The organism is Cupriavidus sp. 05T41, from assembly GCF_056396525.1.
Genome location: NZ_JBFTLQ010000033.1, coordinates 45,181 through 63,965, shown reverse-complemented (window position 1 = coordinate 63,965; position 18,785 = coordinate 45,181). Strand labels below are relative to the sequence as shown.

The window sequence follows — 18,785 nt, the reverse complement described above, 5'->3', positions numbered from 1 at the left end:
TGCCAATGCCGCTCGCCGATTTCCGCGTCACCTCTGGCAAGAACTTCCGACTGGCCGACTTCGACGCCGGCGCCAAGCCGCTCTCCAGCGGCGACAAGGCCGCCGACCTGGCCCGCATCGCGGAACTGAGCGTCCAGCTCGACCAGCAGCAGGACATTTTCTACGCCGAGCACAAGCGCAAGCTGCTGGTGGTGTTGCAAGKGATGGACACCAGCGGCAAGGACGGCACCGTGCGTGGCGTCTTCCGCAGCTTCGACCCGCTGGGCATCCGCGTGGTCAGCTTCAAATCCCCCACCGCTGAAGAACTCGCGCACGACTACCTGTGGCGCATCCACGCCCAGGTCCCGCGCGCCGGCGAGATCGTGGTGTTCAACCGCAGCCATTACGAAGATGTGCTGATCACGCGCGTGCACGAGTGGATCGACGAAGACGAATGCCAGCGCCGCTACAAGCAGTTGCGCGCCTTCGAGACGCTGCTGATGGAAACTGGCACCACCATCATCAAGTGCTTCCTGCACATCTCCAGGGATGAGCAGAAATCCCGGCTGGAAGCCCGCCTGGCAGATCCGCAGAAACACTGGAAATTCGACCCGAAGGACCTGGAGGAACGGCAGTACTGGAAGAGCTATATGACGGCCTACGAGGCCGCGATCGCCGCGACCAGCACGCCGGAAGCGCCCTGGCATATCGTTCCGGCGGATTCCAAGACGCATCGGAACCTGATGGTGGCGGAGATTATTTCCGAGGTGTTTTCCAGGTTGAAGCCGGCTTACCCGGCCGCGGCTCCGGGCTTAGGGAAATTGAAAGTGGTATGAGGGCAGGAGGTCTTTCCTGGGGGGCTCCGGTTTTGCGGGGCCCGGGGCTTTCGCCGCAAATCCAGGATCAGGTTCGGCAACGAAGGCAGATCCAAAGGCTTTCCAGGCTGCCTCTAAGCCTTTAAGTCTTTAAGCCTTTGAATTTGAACGTGGTATCGCCAAGGCGAAACCACGTAAATCCCGTTACTTCGCGCCGCTACTTCTCATTACTTCCCGTTACTTCCCGCCATTCCCCCGATGGATGTCATGCGTGACAAACGGCCTCTCGTGGGTGGGCATCGCCAGCCACTCCGGATGCCGCAACGTCTCGCGGATATCATCCAGCCCGCTCGTCCAGTGCTCGTTCATGGTGAGCAGGCCGAACTGGTAATCCTTCGCGTTGCCCTCGAAGGTCTTGTCCCGGTAGATGAGCTGAATCACGTTGCGTCGCGCGTCGCACGCGTATTCGGCTGCCTTGCGGTACCAGTCGTTGTCGCGCTGCGCCTGCGGCACCAGCGCCATGATTTCGCTGAGCATGCGGCGGTAGTTCTGCTGCTCGCCCATGTAGTCGGTGATGGTGCGCGTGCGGCTGGAGTACTGGATGTCTTTCTGCCGTTCAGCCACGTCCAGCAGGTTGTGCGGCAGCTTGCCGCGCGCGCTCCACAGGTCGACCTGGAAGATCAGCGCATCGCGGCGGGGCTGGGCGGTGAGGACTTCGGACAGCGGGGTGTTCGAAACCAGGCCGCCGTCCCAGTAGAACTCGCCGTCGATCTCCACGGCCGGGAAGCCGGGCGGCAGCGCGCCGGATGCCATGAAGTGTTCGGCGCGCAGCTTGCGGCGCGTGTTGTCGAAATAGGCGAAATTGCCGCTGTGCACATTGACCGCGCCCACCGATACCCGCATTTCGTTGTGGTGGTGGTTGATCCGGTCGAAGTCGACGAAGCGTTCGAGCGTGGTCTTGAGCGGCCCGGTGTCGTAGTAGCTGGCCTGGCCGGGTCCGCCCTGGTGCTCGAACAGCATCGGCCATGGACGCGGCTGGAAGAAGCCGCGCTGGCCTTCGAGCACGGCACGGGCGGCTTCGATGCCGTCGAACCAGATGCGCACGGGGTCGGGCCATTGGCTGGCGCTTTGCGCGACCATCTCGTAAGGCAGCAGGCTGGGCAGCCAGGGCTGCTGGCAGATGTACTCCCAGAACGCGCGCAGCTGCTCGACCCGGCGCTCGGGGGCGTTGCCGGCGATCACCGCCGCGTTGAGCGCGCCGATGGAGATGCCCGCCACCCAGTTGGGCTCGATACCGGCTTCGGCCATGCCCTGGTACACGCCGGCCTGGTAGGAGCCGAGCGCGCCGCCGCCCTGCAGCACCAGCGCCCTGACCGTGTATTCGTGGTGCGCGGGACGCTTGCGGCCGGCGCCCTCGGGCGCGAGGTCGGGCGCCGCGCAGCCGCCGGGAGGCAGGAAATTGGGTTCCGGCTCCCTTGGTGCCTTGGCCCTCGCCTTCGCCACCGCCTGCCTCACCTCGGGCGCGGCGGGGTCGGCCACCACGGCCGCGGCTTCGCTGCGCGCGCCGTTCTTCTCGATCTTCGTCACTGCCTGATTTGCTTTCTGCCGACGTCCGCCTGCCACGGCTTCTCCTTGATGGTTTTGTCCTTCGCGCGGMCGGCCGGCGGCATGGTGCCGCCGCGCCGGCCGTCCTTGCTTACTGCATGTACCAGCCGTGGCTGACGATGAACGACTGGCCGGTCAGCGCCGCCGACGGGAATGCGCAAAGGAACAGCGCGGTCTGGGCCAYATCGTCCACGGTGGTGAAGACGCCGTCCACGGTGCCGCCCAGCATCACGCGGCGGATCACCTCCTCTTCGCTGATGCCCAGCTCCTTGGCCTGTTCCGGGATCTGCTTGTCCACCAGGGGCGTGCGCACGAAGCCCGGGCAGATCACGTGCGAGCGCACGTTGTACTCCGCGCCTTCCTTGGCCAGCACCCGCGCCAGGCCGAGCAGCGCGTGCTTGGCGGCGACGTAGGCGGATTTCAGCGGCGACGCTTCGTGCGAGTGGACCGAGCCCATGTAGATCACGGTGCCACCGCGCTTGTCCTTGTACATGTACTTGAGCGCGGCCTTGGTGGTGAGGAACGCGCCGTCGACGTGGATGGCCTGCATCTTCTTCCAGTCGGAGAAGGCGTAGTTCTGGATCGGGTTGACGATCTGGATGCCGGCGTTGGAGATCAGGATATCGATGCCGCCGAAGGCCTTGGCGACCTCGTCGGTGGCGCTGTTGACGGCATCCTCGCTGGTTACGTCCATCGCCACCGCGATGGCGCGGCCGCCGGCCGCCTCGATGTCGGCCGCGGCCTTCTGCGCCGCTTCGAGATTCAGGTCGGCGATGGCGACCGCCGCGCCTTCCCTGGCCAGCAGGTCGGCAATGGCTTTGCCGATGCCGCTGGCGGCGCCGGTGACGATGGCGGTTTTTCCCTGGAGCTTCATGAAGACACCTCGTATGGTTGATGCGGGTTGGTTGCTGCGGGCGCAATGCCCGCGGTGCGCGGGAATGAAAAGAGCGAAGAACCGGACGGCAGGCCGGGCAGGACCGGCCGCACCGGCGAGCGTGCGGGCCGCTCAGGCGAGGTAGTCGAACACCACCTCGCCCAGCCCGAGCGTGAGATCGGCCACGAAGTGCCTGGCGCCGAGCACCTCCAGCACCGGCAGCGCGGCCACCGGCGCCAGCGCGTGCGGCGACAGCGACAGTGCCGCCGGGCCGGTCCAGGCGCCCTTCATCTCCACGTCCTTGAGGAAGTAGCACACTAGCTCGCAGATGCGCGGGCTGCCGTCCACGTGCGGAATGACCTTGAGCAGGTAGTTGGGCGTGCTGGAGAGCGCCAGGCCGAGCGCGTCCTTGTCGAGTTCGCGGTGCTTGTAGCCCATGGTGCCGGTGGCCACGCGCACCGGACCGTAGTCGAGCGTGCCGACCAGGGTATCGGTGTGGACCTCGAGCCTGGGGCTGGCGAGCTTCTTCGGGAAGCCCCACAACTCGCGCCCGCCCGCCAGCGGCGGATKGTCGTCCAGGTACATGGCATGGGTGTAGGTACCGGCCTTGCCTTCGTAGGTGACGGGAATCACCTGGCCCGATTCGGTGTAGTCGCCAAACCCGGTGGAATCGGGCATGCGGATGAACTCGTAGTTGACCACGGCATCCGTGATCTCCAGCGGTTCCGGCACCACCGCGCGCAGCAGCGCGGKATCGGTGCGGTAGGTGATGATGAAGAATTCCCGGTGGATGAAGCGGTACGGACCCATCGGATAGGCCGGACTGGTGAGCGGCATGGCGAATGCCTGCTCGCGGATCGTCTTGATGTCCATCGCCAGCTAACCTCCTGAAGAGATGCTGCGCCGCCTTGCCGGGCGGCAAGGCGAATCGCTGGCGACGGGACCATCCCGGCCGGCCAGCGAGATCAATCAGACCGGCGATTTTTCCGCGCGGTTCCCGTGGCCTGCTGCATGGCGACAAAACCTTGCAATGCCCCGGGCGACAGAAACCAGACTATACGCCGTAKCGCTGGCGATAGGCAGCAACCGCCTCGCGCGAGCCGCCCAGAGCGGGATCCTGGGAAGCGTCCAGGTAGGCGAGCAGGTCCTTCAGGCTGGCGATGGAGATGACCGGCACGCCATATTCGCGCTGTACATCCTGCACCGCGGAATGGGTGCCGACCTGCTCGGCCGTGCCGCTCTTTTCCATGCGGTCGAGCGCGATCAGCACGGCGGCAGGCTCGGCACCGGCGGCGCGGATCATCTGCATCGATTCGCGCACCGAGGTGCCGGCGGAGATCACGTCGTCGACGATCACCACCTTGCCCTTGAGCTTGGCGCCGACCAGCGTGCCGCCTTCGCCGTGGTCCTTGGCCTCCTTGCGGTTGTAGGCGAAGCCCACGTCACGTCCGAGGCCGGACAGCGCCACCGCGGTGGCCGAGGCCAGGGTGATGCCCTTGTAGGCCGGTCCGAACAGGACGTCGAAGTCCAGACCCGAGGCCAGCAGGGTTTTCGCATAGAATTGCGCCACCTGGCCCAGCATTGCACCCTGGTTGAACAGGCCCGCGTTGAAGAAGTACGGCGACTTGCGGCCGGCCTTGGTCACGAATTCACCAAAGGACAGCACGCCGGCGTCCAGCGCGAAGCGGATGAAAGTCTGGCTGAGGTCACCAGCGCCGGGCTGCGGCGTCGTCTGCTGCGTCATCTTTTCTCTCTGATTTCAAAATTTCCCGAGATGTTACGGATTATCAGCGCCAACCTCAACGGCATCCGCTCCGCGGCCAAGAAAGGCTTTTTCGAATGGATGGCCAAGCAGGACGCMGACATGGTCTGCGTCCAGGAGCTCAAGGCCCAGGCCGCCGACATGACCGAAGCGTTCCTCGCGCCGCACGGCTACCACGGTTATTTCCACTACGCGGAGAAGAAAGGATATAGCGGCGTCGGCCTCTACACCCGCCACAAGCCCGAGCGCGTGATCACCGGCTTCGGCTGCGCCGAGTTCGACAGCGAGGGCCGTTACGTCGAGGTGCAGTATCCGCACCTGGCCGTGATTTCCGTCTACGTGCCGTCCGGCTCCAGCGGCGAAGAGCGCCAGCTCGCCAAGTTCCGCTTCATGGAAGCCTTCCTGCCCCACCTGCTGCAACTCAAGGCCAGCGGACGCGAGATCGTGCTGTGCGGCGACGTCAACATCGCGCACAAGGAAATCGACATCAAGAACTGGAAGGGCAACCTGAAGAACTCGGGCTTCCTGCCGGAAGAGCGCAGCTGGATCGGCGAATTGTTCGATGTGCACGGCTATGTGGACGTATTCCGCAAGCTGGACCCGCGCCCCGAGCAGTACACCTGGTGGAGCAACCGCGGCCAGGCCTACGCGAAGAACGTCGGCTGGCGCATCGACTACCACCTGGCGACCGCGAAGATAGCCGGGACGGCGCACGCCACCTCGATCTACAAGGACGAGAAGTTCAGCGACCACGCGCCGCTGTCGATCGACTACGACTTCCCGCTGTAGCGGCCCGAACCTGTTCCAACCTAGTTACAATGCAGGCTCCCGTCCGATTCCGGCACGGGAACCTTCGTATTTCCGAGTGAGTCCGCCATGGTTTTCAAAGTGTTCGTAGATGGTCAGGAAGGCACCACCGGCCTCCGGTTGCTCGACTATCTCTCCGGCCGTTCCGACGTGGAACTGCTGCGTATCGCCGACGACAAGCGCAAGGATCCGGCCGAACGAGCACGATTCCTGAATGCCGCCGACGTCGCTTTCCTGTGCCTGCCCGACGTGGCCTCGCGCGAAGCCGTGTCTCTGGTGACCAACCCGGACACCTGCGTGATCGACGCCAGCACGGCCTTCCGCACCACCGACAGCTGGGCCTACGGCCTGCCGGAACTGACGCGCGGCCAGCGCGAGAAGATCCGCGCGAGCAAGCGCATCGCCGTGCCGGGCTGCCATGCCAGTGCCTTCGTGCTGGCCGTGCGCCCGCTGGTGGAAGCCGGCGTGATGCAGGCCGACTATCCGGTCTCGGCTTTCTCGCTGACCGGCTACAGCGGCGGCGGCAAGCAGATGATTGCCGAGTTCGAAGCCGGCGGTAACCCGAAGCTGAACAGCCCGCGTCCCTACGGCCTGGGCCTGGCGCACAAGCACCTGCCGGAAATGCGCGTGCAGACCGGCCTGGCGCAGGCACCGATCTTCAACCCGATCGTCGGCAACTTCCTCAAGGGCCTGGCGGTGACGGTGCCGGTGTACCCGGACCGCCTGGCGCGCAAGGTCACGCCGGAGCAGATCGCCGACATCTATCGCAAGCACTATGAAGGCGAGCAGTTCGTGCGCGTGATGCCGGTGGGCGATGAGGCCAATCTCGACGGCGGCTTCTTCGACGTGCAGGCCAGCAACGATACCAACCGCGTGGACCTGTTCGTGTTCGGCTCGGCCGAGCGCATCGTGCTGATGGCGCGCCTGGATAACCTGGGCAAGGGCGCCGCCGGCGCCGCCGTGCAATGCATGAACGTGCACGTGGGCGCGGACGAGGCAACCGGGCTCAGCGCCTGATCCTCGCCCTGCCGCTMGCGGCAAACGAAAAAAGCCGGCAGCCGCCGGCTTTTTTCGTGGGCGGCCGCAGCCGGGCTCAGCTGCCCGTGCGGACCACCACGCCCTTGAGCGCGACGCCGATAAAGACGCCGCCCTTGGCGCAGACATAGGTGCTGTCGCTGGCGGTCTCGTCGTTCTTCCAGTTGCTGCGGATATCGATCACCGCGTTGCCCCCCTCCTTCATCGCGCGCTGCTGCAGCTCCTGCACCGCCTGCACGAAGGTGGTCGCGCACAGTTCCTCGTCGCCCGGCGGCGGCGGGCCGCCGGTGGCGCTGCTAGTGTCAATGGGCCGGCGGATGCGCTTGACGGTCTTGAACGACTGCCCGCCCTGGACATCGGCCGGCCGGTTGAGGCCAAACTGGAGCTTGATCGACGGATCGACGCGCGCCTTGGCATCGGCCGACGCCAGCGCCTTGTCGATCGGCTGGTTGAGCAACTGGTCGCCGGCCTGCGCGTTGGCTCCGGCCAGCAGGGCACCGGCCATCAGGCTGAACCGCACCCATCGTTTCATGTTCCGCTCCTTGCTCAGCGACGCAACGGGAAATGCCATCGGCGCTGCGCGCCATGGCACCCGGCGGGCGGCCCGGACCACGCCAGCCACGCCTGCCTTTCATCGTATGCGATACGCCGCAAGGCGGAGGCCCTGGCCGTCTTTACTTTTTTAGTGGCGCCTGGCGGTCGTCGTCGCCGCTGTCGACCGGCGCGTCGCCCAGGTTGGCCATATTGGCGCGGTAAGCCGGCAGCCTGGCCATATTGGACTCGATGGCGCGCGCGTACAGCGGCAACACCTCGGGCATGTGTTTCTCGAGCTCGGCGATACGGGTCCGGCCGGAGGGATGGGTGGAGAGGAACTCGGAGCCGGGCTGCGCCGCGACCTGCGACACCATGCCCATCTTCTGCCACAGCGAGATCGCGGCGCGCGGGTCGAAGCCGGCGCGCGCGGCGATATCCATGCCGACCAGGTCCGCCTCGGTCTCGTCGGAGCGCGAGAAGCGCAGCGTGAGCAGCTGCGCGCTGGCGCCGATGGCCATATTGCCCAGGTTGCCGAAGCCGAACAGCTGCGAGATGACATTGGCGCCGAGATTGGTGATCTCGGACTTGGCGGCGCGCTCGCGCGCATGCTCCTGCAGGGCGTGGGCGATCTCGTGCCCCATCACCATGGCGACCTCGTCGTCGGTCAGCTTGAGCTGCTCGAGCAGGCCGGTGTAGAAAGCGATCTTGCCGCCCGGCATGCAGAAGGCATTGACCTGCTTCGAGGTGATCAGGTTGACCTCCCACTTCCACTGCCGCGCACGCTCGTTCCAGCGTGGCGTCTGCGGCAGGATCCGCTTGGCGAGGGCGCGCAGGCGGATCAGCTGCGGATTGCTGTCCGGCATCAGCGTGCGCTTGKACTGCGCCTCTTCCTTGAGCTGCTCGTACTCCTGCGAGGCCTGCTGCTCGATCACCTCGACCGGGACGATCTGCCGCACCGAGGCGCCGCCGCGCTGCACGCGGATGCCGTCGTCGGGCCCGGCCTCCTGCGCCAGGCCCGCCGTCATGCCGAACGCGGCCGAGGCGGCCAGGGCCAGTGCGGCGAACCGCCGCGGCATCGCCATCCCGGCCCGCCGGTGGCGGTTCTGACAACGCTGGCAATCGGACATGGAAGATTCCCCGGAAGCGGTCGGCGGCACGCGGAACGATTTGGACTGGAAAAGGGCCGGACATCCACCGGGGCCGGCCGCAACGGTAATGCAATAATACACGGCGCCTCGCCCGGCCTGATGCCCACTGATTCATGACCTTCCAAGACTATCTCGACATTTTCCGCAACCGCCGCATCGGCGCCATGCTGACGCTGGGCTTTGCTTCCGGCCTGCCGCTGGCGCTCACTTCCGGCACCTTGCAGGCCTGGATGACGGTGGAAGGCCTCGACATCAAGACCATCGGCTTCTTTTCGCTGGTGGGCCAGGCCTATATCTTCAAGTTCCTGTGGGCTCCGCTGATGGACCGCTACACGCCACCGCTGCTTGGCCGGCGCCGCGGCTGGCTGCTGGTCACGCAGCTCGCGCTGGTGCTGGGCATCGCCGGGATGGCCTTCTGCCCGCCGCGCGAGGCGTTGTGGACGCTGGCCGCACTGGCCACGCTGGTGGCCTTCCTGTCGGCCTCGCAGGACATCGTTTTCGACGCCTACAGCACCGACGTGCTGCGCGCGCCCGAGCGCGGCGTCGGCGCGGCGGTCAAGGTGCTGGGCTACCGGCTGGCGATGCTGGTGTCGGGCGGCCTGGCGCTGTGGCTGGCCGACCGCGTGATGGGCTGGCAGCRGATGTACATCCTGATGGCCGGCCTGATGGGCATCGGTATCTTTTCGCTGTGGTGGGCGCCCGAGGCCGAGTCGCCGGCACGCACGCCGCGCTMGATGGAGGAGGCGGTGCTGGGGCCGCTGCGCGACTTCTTCTCGCGTCCGGGCGCGTGGTGGCTGCTGCTGCTGATCGTGCTGTACAAGCTTGGCGATGCCTTTGCCGGCAGCCTTTCCACCACCTTCCTGATCCGCGGCGTGGGCTTCTCGGCCGGCGAAGTGGGCCTGGTCAACAAAACGCTGGGACTGGCCGCCACCATCGTCGGCGCGCTGTTTGGCGGCACGCTGATGGTGCGCCTTGGCCTGTACCGCTCGCTGCTGCTGTTCGGCGTGCTGCAGKCCGTGTCCAACCTCGGCTACTGGCTGCTGGCGGTGACGCCGCCGCACCTGTGGAGCATGGGCGCCACCATCTTCGTGGAGAACCTGTGCGGCGGCATGGGCACGGCCGCCTTCGTGGCGCTGCTGATGACGCTGTGCAACCGCTCCTTTTCCGCCACCCAGTACGCGCTGCTGTCGGCGCTGGCCTCGGTCKGGCGCGTCTACGTGGGCCCCAGCTCGGGCTACCTGGTGGAGGCCTTCGGCTGGCCGGCGTTCTACCTCAGCACCGTGGTGGTGGCGMTGCCGGGCGTGGCGCTGCTCTGGGCGATGCGCAACACCGTGCACCGCTACGAGGCCAGCGCGCGCGCCGTGACCGCCTGAGCCGGCGGCCGCGGCCTCCTTACTGCTTGTAGTAGACGATCTGGTGCGAGGTGGCCAGCAGCTCGCCGCGCGGGCTCCAGATCTGGGCGCTCTGGTCGAAGAAGCCCTGGCGGAACACCTGCGCCTGCGCACTGCCCAGCACATGGCTGTCGCCCAGGCCGGCCAGGGTGGCGGCATCGGCATGGAAGTACGTGGTCAATGACACCGTGCCGGCCGGCACGAAGCCGGCGCGCTTGAGGAAGATGCGCGGGTAGAAGGTGTCGCACCACGCCGCCATGGCGGCAAAGTCCGGCGTGCGCGCCGGCGCGTCGCGCAGCCAGAACTGGGTCAGGCTGTCGGGATTCTCGGTGCCAGGCTCGGCATCGGGCCTGGCGCCGCGCACCRGACGCAGATCGTAGGCCTTGAGCCAGCGCACCGGGGCGAAGCCCGCCATGGATGGCACGGCGTCGGCGGCCGGCACCTGCGGGAACGCCGCCTCGGTGCAGTCCCAGGTCTCGCGGCGCACCGCAAAAAAGGCCGTGGCGGTAGTGGCCACCTCGTCACCCTGGCGCAGTTCKATCKACCAGTGCTGCGTATTGCGGTTGGTGCGCACCGGACGCGCTTCGATCACGAACGGTCCTTCCACGATCGGGCCGGCGAAGTTGACGGTCAGCGCGGACGGATCGCCGAGCCGGGCCGGATGCTGGAGCACGGCCTGCAGCAGGGTGGCCGCCGTGATGCCGCCGAACGGGCCGATCATGTTCCAGTATGCGGGCGTGGTGCGGCCGTGGAAGAGGTTGCCGCCCGCCGGCTCCAGCGCGATCGCGTGGTCGAAGGAATKGACGGGCAGGCTGGCGACTTGCGTGGCGGTCATGATGTCTCGGCGTCTCGGCGTCTTGTGGTTCTGCAATCGGGACCGGATGATCGGTCTACAAAAAAGTACGACCGTTCGATAATACGCCAAAACCGCCCTGGTCCGCTGAACCGGCGTGTTTGCCGTCAGTCCCCTGCCCGCCTGCGCTGCCAGGGCGCCCAGCCAAGCTGGTTGCCTACCACCGCCAGCAGGATCATCGCCATGCCCGCCAGTTGCAGCGCCGTGAGCACCACGCCKAACACCAGCACGTCGATCACGATGGCCACCAGCGGATAGACGAACGACAGCGTGGCGATCGACAGCACATTGAGCCGCTGGAAAGCGCCGTAGAGCAGCGTGTACATCACGCCGGTATGCACCAGGCCCAGCGCCAGCAGCGCGCCCCAGGTACGGCCATCGAAGCTGGCCACCGCCGGATGCGCCAGCGGCGACAGCATGAGCACGCCCAGCACCATCTGCAGCCCGGCGATCTGCCCGGCAGGAATCCCCTTCAGGCGGCGCGTGGCCATGGTGGTGATGGCGTACAGCAGGGCCGCCAGCATCGCCAGCCCGACGCCGGCCAGCATGCCGCGGCCGGCGCCGCCATGCTCGATGCCGGTGATCAGCATCACGCCGCCGAAGGCCAGCACCAGCCAGGCCAGCCGCCCGGGCGCGATGGCTTCGCGCTGGAACAGCGCCGCCAGCAGCAGCAGGAAGAACGGCTGGGTGTGATAGACCACGGTGGAAACCGAGATGCCGCTATAGGCATAGGCCGAGAACAGGCACAGCCAGTTGAGGATCAGCGTGACGCCACCCAGCGCCAGCCAGCCCCATTCGGCGCGGCGCATGGGCTGCCAGCCGCGCCGCAGCGCCAGCGTGCCGAGCAGCGCGGCGCCGCCGAACAGGCAGCGGAAAAACACCACGTCCACCGGCGGCTGCCCGCTGGTGACCACGAACCAGCCGATGGTCCCCGAGAGCGCCATGGCCGCCACCATGCGCCAGGCGCCGCCACGCTGCCCGGAGCCGGCGGCAGGCGCCGCGCCATGCGCCCCGGCGGCGGCAGTGGATTGATTGCTGCTCATGTCGTTCTCCTGCGGATTGTGCTTTGCATGGATGCATTGTTTCACCATGCACACAGGTCAACAATCCATCAGCAATGCAATTACTATTTGACCTGCCGTCACAAATGCAGGAGGTCATCCATGCCCGTCGCGCAACTCAATGCCATGGCCGTGTTTGCCCGGGTGGTGGAATGCGGCAGCTTCTCCGCCGCCGCGCGCCAGCTGGGCATGACGCCGTCGGCGGTGAGCCGCCATGTCACGCGGCTGGAGGCGGCCATCGGCGGCAGCCTGCTGCAGCGGACCACCCGCGCCTTCGCGCTCACCGAACTGGGCCAGGCCGTGCATGCCGCCTGCGCGCGCATGGTGGCGGCGGCGCAGGAAGTCGACACGCTGGCCGGAGCCTACGGCGCCGCGCCGCAAGGGCTGCTGCGCGTGACGGCGCCGGTGGTGTTCGGCCAGGCGTGGCTGGCGCCCCTGCTGCCGGCCTTGCTGGACCGCTACCCGCAGCTGGACCTGCAGCTCACGCTGGCCGACCGGCTGGTGGACCTSGTGGAGGAAGGCGTCGACGTCGMCATCCGCATCGCGCGCGAACTGGCGCCGGGCCTGGCGGCCMGGCCGCTGCGCCCGGTGCGCTACCGGCTGGTGGCCGCACCCGGCTGGCTGGCGCGGCACGGCACGCCGCAGGAGCCGGCCGCGCTGGCCACGCACCGCTGCATCTACCTCGGCTACGGCGCCTTCGGCGAGCGCTGGAGCCTGCGGCGCAAGGACGACGGCCAGGCCGTGTCGCTGCGGATCCCGCCACGGGTCACGCTCAACAACAGCATGGCGATCGTGGCCATGGCCGAGGCCGGCGGCSGCATCGGACTGGTGCCCGATTTCTCCGCCKCGGCGGCACTGGCCTCCGGCAGGCTGGCGGCCGTGCTGGACGGCTGGGAGATCCTGGAACCCTATGTGGGCACCGCCTACGCGGTCTATACGCCGACGCGCCACCTGGCGCCCAAGGTCCGCGCCTTCGTCGACCACCTGGTGGCGCAGGCCGGCGCGGGAGACGGCGCGAGCGGCTAGCCTGCGCTCAGTTGGCGCTCAGGTCGCGATCAGGTCGCGATCAGGTCGCGCAAACGCGGTACACCGCMAGGCTGCCGCGCCAGTTCCCGCCCCAGTTCACGGTCACGCCCTCGTGCATCACCACGCGGTCCACGATGCGCAGCCCGACCTTGGGCGCCAGCGCCTCGAAGTCGCTGATGGTCAGCACGCGCACGTTGGGCGTGTTGTACCACTGGTAGGGCAGCGCCTCCGACACCGGCATGCGGCCGCGGAACACCGACAGGCGGTGCGGCCAGTAGCCGAAGTTGGGGAAGGACACGATGCATTCGCGCCCCACCCGCAGCGTCTCGCGCAGGACCTGCGCCGTGTTGTGGATGGTCTGCAGCGTCTGCGACAGGATCACCGTATCGAAGCTCTTGTCCTCGAACAGCGCCAGCCCGCCTTCCAGGTTCTGCTGGATCACGTGCACGCCCTTCTGCGCGCAGGCCAGCACGCCCTGGTCCTGGATCTCGATGCCGTAGGCCTGCACGTCCAGCTCGTCCTGCAGCACGCGCAGCAGGCTGCCGTCGCCGCAGCCCAGGTCGAGCACGGTGGAATTGGGCTCGATCCAGCGCGCGATGGCGCGGAAGTCCGGGCGCAGCGCCAGGATATTGGGGTTGGCAGCGGCATTCATGCGCCAATCTCCTCGGCGATGCRTTCGTAGTAGGCGCGCATCAGGTCGTGATAGCGCGGGTCGTCCAGCAGGAAGGCGTCGTGGCCATGCGGCGCGTCGATCTCGGCGTAGCTGACCGGGCGCTTGTTGTCGAGCAGCGCCTTGACCAGCTCGCGGCTGCGGTTGGGCGCGAAGCGCCAGTCGGTGGTGAAGCTGGCCACCAGGAAGCTGGCCTGCGTCTGCGCCACCGCGCGCTTCAGGTCCCCGCCGAACGCCAGCGCCGGATMGAAGTAGTCCAGCGCGCGCGTGATCAGCAAGTAGGTATTGGCATCGAAATACTCGGCGAACTTGTCGCCCTGGTAGCGCAGGTAGCTCTCCACCTGGAACTCGACGTCGAACGAGAAGCGGATGTCGTCGGTCTTGAGCTCGCGGCCGAATTTCTCGGCCATGTCCTCGTCGGACAGGTAGGTGATATGGCCGATCATGCGCGCCACGCGCAGGCCGCGCTTGGGCTTGACGTTGTGCGCGTAGTAGTTGCCGCCGTGGAAGTCGGGGTCCGACAGGATGGCGCTGCGCGCCACCTCGTTGAAGGCGATGTTCTGCGCCGACAGCTTGGGCGTGGAGGCCACCACGATGCAGTGGCGCAGCCGCTCCGGATACATCAGGCTCCAGGCCAGCGCCTGCATGCCGCCCAGGCTGCCGCCCATCACCGCGGCGAACTGCGCGATGCCGAACTGGTCGGCCACGCGCGCCTGCGCGTTGACCCAGTCTTCCACCGTCACCACCGGGAACATCGCGCCGTAGGGATTGCCGGTGGCGGGGTTCGGGCTCATCGGCCCGGTCGAGCCGAAGCACGAGCCGAGGTTGTTGACGCCGATGACGAAGAAGCGGTTGGTGTCGAGCGGCTTGCCCGGGCCGACCATATTGTCCCACCAGCCCACGTCGCGCGKATCGTGCGCGTACACGCCCGCCACGTGGTGCGAGGCATTGAGCGCGTGGCACACCAGCACGGCGTTGGAGCGGGCTGCGTTGAGCGTGCCGTAGGTCTCGACCATCAGGTCGTAGTCGGTGATCGAGGTGCCGTTGCGCAGCTTCAGCGGCTCGGGGAAATGCATGCGCTGCGGCGTGACGATGCCGACCGAATCGGCGGGCAAGGCCAGCGTGGCAGGAGGCGTAGCTACGTCTGTCATGGAATCGGCCCGTCAGCGAACGGGCATAAAAAAACCCGACCGGCATTTGCGTGGCCGTTGCATGCAGCTTGAATTGCTCTTTGCATGAACGGCGGCGCAGCCAATCGGGTTTTGCGCGGGTCTTGTTTCCCGCGCGTCGGTGCCTTGCGTGGCAGGGTACCGACCCAACCTCTTTAGCCGCATTTATATTGGCCGCCGCGACGCTCCCGCACGCATGTGCAATGKAGCCCGAGGCTGCCGCGCGCCCGCAAGCCAGTCATCAAATCGGCGCGACCCGCTTATTATAGAGCAAACCGGCCGCACCGCTGCCTGCCCCTACTGCCAACGAGCCTTGCCTTGACGAACCCGCCCAGTATCCTGGTCATCGAAGACGAAGCCGCGATCGCGGACACCATCCTCTATGCGCTGTCCACCGACGGCATGACGGTCGCCCACTGCGCGCTCGGCGGCGCCGCGCTGGAGCGGCTGCGCGCGCAGGTGCCCGACCTGGTGATCCTGGACGTGGGCCTGCCGGACATCAACGGCTTCGAGGTCTGCCGCACGCTGCGCACCTTCTCCGACGTGCCGGTGATCTTCCTGACCGCGCGCAACGAGGAAATCGACCGCATCGTCGGCCTGGAGATCGGCGCCGACGACTACGTGGTGAAGCCCTTCTCGCCGCGCGAGCTGGCCGCACGGGTGCGGGTGATCCTGCGCCGCGCCGGCACGCGCTTGTCGGCGCAACCCGTCGCGCCACTGCCGCCCGCCAACGCCCGGCCCGATGGCTTCACGCTCGACGCCGACGGCGCGCGCCTGGCCTGGCGCGGCCAGTGGCTGKACCTGACGCGTTACGAATACCGGCTGCTGGCACTGATGCTCGGACACCCGGGCCGCATCTATTCGCGCGCGCAGCTCATGGAGCTGGTCTGGCACGACGCCGCCGACACCAGCKACCGCACCGTCGACACCMACGTCAAGACCGTGCGCGCCAAGCTGCGCGCGCTCGACCCCGGCTGCGACCCGRTCCGCACACATCGCGGCATGGGCTATTCGCTCGAAGGCTGAGCGCCTCCCCCCGTTCACCCTGCACTGACCGCCACGCATGCATATCGGCCTTCGCATCTTCTTCGGCTTCTTCCTGATCGTCGGGCTGGCGGCCTTTCTCACGCTGCGCGTGTTCGTGCAGGAGGTCAAGCCGGGCGTGCGGCAGGCCATGGAGGACACGCTGGTCGACACCGCGCACGTGCTCGCAGTGCTGGCCGCCGACGACATGAAGAGCGGCCACATCGCCGACGGGGCCTTCGCTCGGCGCATGGCGCGCCTGCGCGASGACAAGGTCGACGCCAACGTGTGGGGCATGCACAAGGACGCGGTGGGCTATCGCATCTACATCACGGACGCCGGCGGCATCGTGCGTTTCGATTCCGGCGATGCCGCCGTGGGCGCGGACTACTCGCGCTGGAACGATGTCTACCGCACCTTGCGCGGCGAATACGGTGCGCGCAGCACGCGCGCCAACCCGGACGACGACGCCAGCACGGTCATGCACGTGGCCGCGCCGATCCKCGACGGCGACAAGATCATCGGCGTGCTGACGGTGGCCAAGCCGAACGTCACCATGGCGCCGTTCATCGAGCGCAGCCAGCGCAAGATCCTGCTCAACGGCCTGTTGCTGATGGGCGGCGCCTTCGTCATCGGCCTGGCCTGCACGCTGTGGCTGGTGCACGGCCTGCGCCGCCTGCAGCGATACGCGCGTTCGGTGGCCGCGGGCGAGCGCGCCGAGATGCCGCTGCGCGGCGCCAGCGAGCTGGCCGAGCTCGGCCGCTCGGTGGAAAGCATGCGCCTGCGGCTGGAGGACAAGCAGTACGTCGAGCACTACATCCACACCCTCACGCACGAGATGAAGAGCCCGCTGGCGGCCATCAGCGGCGCGGCCGAATTGTTGCAGGAGGACATGAGCGCGGCGGACCGCGGCCGCTTCGTCGCCAATATCCGCCGCCAGGCCCAGCGCCTCGAGCAGATGATCCGCAAACTGCTGGCGCTGGCCGCGCTGGAACAATGCCAGCGCCTGGAGACGCGCGAGCGCGTGGCGCTGCTGCCGCTGATCGGGCAACTGCTGCTGGAGCTGGAGCCACGCGCGCGCCAGCGCGAACTGTCGCTGCACCTGCTGCCCGCACAGTCCGATGCGGTCGTGGAGGGCGATCCGTTCCTGCTGCACCAGGCACTGGCCAACCTGCTGGAGAACGCACTCGACTTCGCCCCCGCGCAGAGCACCGTGGCCGTGTCGGTGGAGCAGACCGGCGACACCGTCGCCGTGCACGTGGCCGACCAGGGCCCGGGCATCCCGGACTATGCGCTGCCGCGCCTGTTCGAGCGGTTCTACTCGCTGCCGCGCCCCGGCGGGCAGGACAAGAGCACCGGGCTGGGCCTGTGCTTCGTGCGCGAGATCGCCACGCTGCACCACGGCGGGATCGCACTGGCCAACCGCGCGCAAGGCGGGGCCTGTGCCACGCTGACCTTGCCGGCGGCATAGCACGGCGGGCGCGCCCGCGGCACCGCCACATTCGCCACACACTMGCTTCACACAGGCTTCCTCGGCACCTCACACGGCGGTCCTAAGCTTGGCGTCATCCTGACTCTCGCGCTTGCCGCCATGAACCGCATCCTGTTCTTCAAGTCCGCCATCACCGCCCTGCTGGTGCTGCTGATCCTGATTCCCCTGCACCTGGTCGACAACACCGTGCAGGACCGCAGGCAATACCGCGACCAGGCGGTGCGCAGCGTCTGGCAGAGCTACGCCGGCCCGCAAACCCTGACCGGCCCGGTGCTGGTGCTGCCGTACAAGGAAGTCACGCGCGTGGCGGACCGTAGCGACCCCAAGCAGCCCAATGCCACCGTGCTGCAGGCGGAGGAAAAGCAGATGCTGGTGTTCCCCGCCACGCTGCGCGTGAGCGGCGACATCACGCCGAACGAGCGCTACCGCGGCATCCACAAGGTGCTGGTGTACGAGCTGCAGAGCCGCTGGCAAGGCACCATCGCCCTGCCCGATGCCGGCGAGCTGCCGCGCTCGGCGGGGCATGTGAGCTTCGAGCCGGGACAGCCGTTCGTGGCGATCGGCCTCGGCGACACCCGCGGGCTGATGGCGACGCCCACGCTCGAGCTCGACGGCAAGCGCCTCAAGCTCGAACAAGGCGCGGGGCTGAAGAACCTGCCGCAGGGCCTGCACGCCGATATCGACCTGCCCGCGCCCAAGCCTGCGCCGGAGATCGCGGCCAGGACCGCCTCCAGCCTCGACGGCGCAACCGGCGCGACCGGCACGCGGCGCGTGGTCCCGTTCTCGCTGACGCTGCMGCTGCTKGGCGCGCAGTCGCTGGCCTTCGCGCCGGTGGCCGACCAGAACGATATCTCGCTGGCGTCGGCGTGGCCGCACCCGAGCTTCGACGGCACCTTCCTGCCGCGCACGCGCAGCGTGGACGCCGGGGGCTTTCGCAGCAACTGGAGCGTGACCGCGTACAACACGCGCGTGCGCAACCAGCTCGCCGGCTCCGGCGACGGCATGCTGGAGACGGTCTCGGTGACGCTGATCGAGCCGGTCAACGTCTACCTGCAAGTCGAGCGCGCGGTAAAGTACGGCTCGCTGTTCGTGCTGCTGACCTTTGCCGGCTTCTTCATGTTCGAGCTGGTCAAGCGCCTGCGCATCCATCCGATCCAGTACCTGCTGGTGGGCCTGGCGCTGGCGGTGTTCTTCCTGCTGCTGCTGAGCCTGTCCGAGCATATCGCCTTCGCGCTGGCCTACCTGGCCGCCAGCACCGCCTGCATCGGGCTGCTCGGTTTCTACCTGTCCTTCGTGCTGCAGAGCTGGCGGCGCGGGCTGGCGTTCGCGGTGCTCCTGACCGTGCTGTACGGCGCGCTCTACGGGCTGCTGCTGTCGGAGGACAATGCGCTGATGCTCGGTTCGCTGCTGCTGTTCGTGATCCTGGCGGCCATCATGGTGCTGACCCGCCGCATCGACTGGTACGCGGCCGGCGCGGCCTGGCAGCCGTTGCGCGACAAGCCCGAGGCCCCCGCCGAAGCACCCGCCGGGCAAGCCTGAGC

General features: G+C 67.6%; 18 protein-coding genes. 8 read left to right on the top strand and 10 right to left on the bottom strand.

The window, feature by feature from the left end; genetic code table 11:
• The first annotated feature begins 5 nt into the window (after positions 1 to 5).
• Positions 6 to 815 (top strand): polyphosphate kinase 2 family protein, encoded by an 810-nt coding sequence (locus AC1DKV_RS20395; protein WP_477137871.1) that lies wholly within the window; start codon positions 6 to 8, stop codon positions 813 to 815.
• Between the two features lie 216 nt (positions 816 to 1,031).
• Here AC1DKV_RS20395 and AC1DKV_RS20390 read toward each other — a convergent pair whose 3' ends face one another.
• The 4 genes from AC1DKV_RS20390 to pyrE form a co-directional block, all read right to left on the bottom strand.
• Positions 1,032 to 2,249: a DUF3734 domain-containing protein gene (locus AC1DKV_RS20390; protein WP_441650134.1), complete on the bottom strand. Its 1,218-nt coding sequence runs from the start codon at positions 2,247 to 2,249 to the stop codon at positions 1,032 to 1,034.
• 241 nt (positions 2,250 to 2,490) lie between these two features.
• Complete coding sequence (locus tag AC1DKV_RS20385) at positions 2,491 to 3,273, bottom strand: 3-hydroxybutyrate dehydrogenase (protein WP_477137870.1); 783 nt, start codon at positions 3,271 to 3,273, stop codon at positions 2,491 to 2,493.
• 132 nt (positions 3,274 to 3,405) lie between these two features.
• The gene (locus AC1DKV_RS20380) at positions 3,406 to 4,146 is read right to left on the bottom strand and encodes an acetoacetate decarboxylase (protein WP_477137869.1); all 741 of its coding nucleotides are present in this window, start codon (positions 4,144 to 4,146) and stop codon (positions 3,406 to 3,408) included.
• A gap of 181 nt (positions 4,147 to 4,327) precedes the next feature.
• On the bottom strand, positions 4,328 to 5,017 hold the full coding sequence (gene pyrE / locus AC1DKV_RS20375; protein ID WP_441650125.1) for an orotate phosphoribosyltransferase: 690 nt from the start codon (positions 5,015 to 5,017) through the stop codon (positions 4,328 to 4,330).
• A gap of 30 nt (positions 5,018 to 5,047) precedes the next feature.
• On the opposite strand from pyrE, the gene AC1DKV_RS20370 reads away from it, so the two are divergent.
• Both AC1DKV_RS20370 and argC read left to right on the top strand, forming a co-directional pair.
• Positions 5,048 to 5,824 (top strand): exodeoxyribonuclease III, encoded by a 777-nt coding sequence (locus tag AC1DKV_RS20370; protein WP_441617501.1) that lies wholly within the window; start codon positions 5,048 to 5,050, stop codon positions 5,822 to 5,824.
• 87 nt (positions 5,825 to 5,911) lie between these two features.
• Positions 5,912 to 6,859, top strand: coding sequence for an N-acetyl-gamma-glutamyl-phosphate reductase (gene argC / locus AC1DKV_RS20365; protein WP_441617499.1), 948 nt, complete (start codon positions 5,912 to 5,914; stop codon positions 6,857 to 6,859).
• 76 nt (positions 6,860 to 6,935) lie between these two features.
• On the opposite strand, the gene AC1DKV_RS20360 is transcribed toward argC, so the two are convergent.
• A complete protein-coding gene (locus tag AC1DKV_RS20360) occupies positions 6,936 to 7,409 on the bottom strand; it encodes an excinuclease ATPase (protein ID WP_441617497.1) in 474 nt (157 codons plus the stop codon).
• Positions 7,410 to 7,551: 142 nt separating this feature from the next.
• Complete coding sequence (locus tag AC1DKV_RS20355; RefSeq protein ID WP_477137882.1) at positions 7,552 to 8,487, bottom strand: M48 family metallopeptidase; 936 nt, start codon at positions 8,485 to 8,487, stop codon at positions 7,552 to 7,554.
• Between the two features lie 185 nt (positions 8,488 to 8,672).
• Between AC1DKV_RS20355 and AC1DKV_RS20350 the strand changes: the two genes are divergently transcribed.
• Positions 8,673 to 9,932: a muropeptide transporter gene (locus AC1DKV_RS20350; protein WP_477137868.1), complete on the top strand. Its 1,260-nt coding sequence runs from the start codon at positions 8,673 to 8,675 to the stop codon at positions 9,930 to 9,932.
• 19 nt (positions 9,933 to 9,951) lie between these two features.
• On the opposite strand, the gene AC1DKV_RS20345 is transcribed toward AC1DKV_RS20350, so the two are convergent.
• Both AC1DKV_RS20345 and AC1DKV_RS20340 read right to left on the bottom strand, forming a co-directional pair.
• Positions 9,952 to 10,785, bottom strand: coding sequence for an acyl-CoA thioesterase (locus AC1DKV_RS20345; RefSeq protein WP_477137867.1), 834 nt, complete (start codon positions 10,783 to 10,785; stop codon positions 9,952 to 9,954).
• Positions 10,786 to 10,910: 125 nt separating this feature from the next.
• On the bottom strand, positions 10,911 to 11,759 hold the full coding sequence (locus tag AC1DKV_RS20340) for a DMT family transporter (protein ID WP_477137881.1): 849 nt from the start codon (positions 11,757 to 11,759) through the stop codon (positions 10,911 to 10,913).
• Positions 11,760 to 11,966: 207 nt separating this feature from the next.
• Here AC1DKV_RS20340 and AC1DKV_RS20335 point away from each other — a divergent pair, with 207 nt between their 5' ends.
• Entirely contained in the window at positions 11,967 to 12,890 is a 924-nt protein-coding gene (locus AC1DKV_RS20335; RefSeq protein ID WP_477137866.1) for a LysR family transcriptional regulator, read from the top strand.
• A 40-nt stretch (positions 12,891 to 12,930) separates the two neighbouring features.
• Here AC1DKV_RS20335 and metW read toward each other — a convergent pair whose 3' ends face one another.
• Together metW and metX are read right to left on the bottom strand one after the other, a co-directional pair.
• Entirely contained in the window at positions 12,931 to 13,542 is a 612-nt protein-coding gene (gene metW / locus AC1DKV_RS20330; RefSeq protein ID WP_441617489.1) for a methionine biosynthesis protein MetW, read from the bottom strand.
• Positions 13,539 to 14,711 (bottom strand): homoserine O-succinyltransferase MetX, encoded by a 1,173-nt coding sequence (gene metX, locus AC1DKV_RS20325; protein WP_477137865.1) that lies wholly within the window; start codon positions 14,709 to 14,711, stop codon positions 13,539 to 13,541. The genes metW and metX overlap by 4 nt, the downstream gene beginning before the upstream one ends.
• 336 nt (positions 14,712 to 15,047) lie before the next feature.
• Here metX and creB point away from each other — a divergent pair, with 336 nt between their 5' ends.
• The 3 genes from creB to creD all read left to right on the top strand — a co-directional run bounded on the left by creB (position 15,048) and on the right by creD (position 18,783).
• Complete coding sequence (gene creB, locus AC1DKV_RS20320; RefSeq protein WP_477137864.1) at positions 15,048 to 15,755, top strand: two-component system response regulator CreB; 708 nt, start codon at positions 15,048 to 15,050, stop codon at positions 15,753 to 15,755.
• A 37-nt stretch (positions 15,756 to 15,792) separates the two neighbouring features.
• Complete coding sequence (gene creC / locus AC1DKV_RS20315) at positions 15,793 to 17,223, top strand: two-component system sensor histidine kinase CreC (RefSeq protein WP_477137863.1); 1,431 nt, start codon at positions 15,793 to 15,795, stop codon at positions 17,221 to 17,223.
• Between the two features lie 120 nt (positions 17,224 to 17,343).
• Entirely contained in the window at positions 17,344 to 18,783 is a 1,440-nt protein-coding gene (creD, locus tag AC1DKV_RS20310) for a cell envelope integrity protein CreD (RefSeq protein ID WP_477137862.1), read from the top strand.
• The last annotated feature ends 2 nt before the right edge of the window (positions 18,784 to 18,785 follow it).

What these genes read in the sequence shown, in the direction of transcription:
- argC (WP_441617499.1), top strand. Translation starts at nt 5,912, where the DNA reads ATGGTTTTCAAAGTGTTCGTAGATGGTCAGGAAGGCACCACCGGCCTC.
- AC1DKV_RS20360 (WP_441617497.1), bottom strand. Translation starts at nt 7,409, where the DNA reads ATGAAACGATGGGTGCGGTTCAGCCTGATGGCCGGTGCCCTGCTGGCC.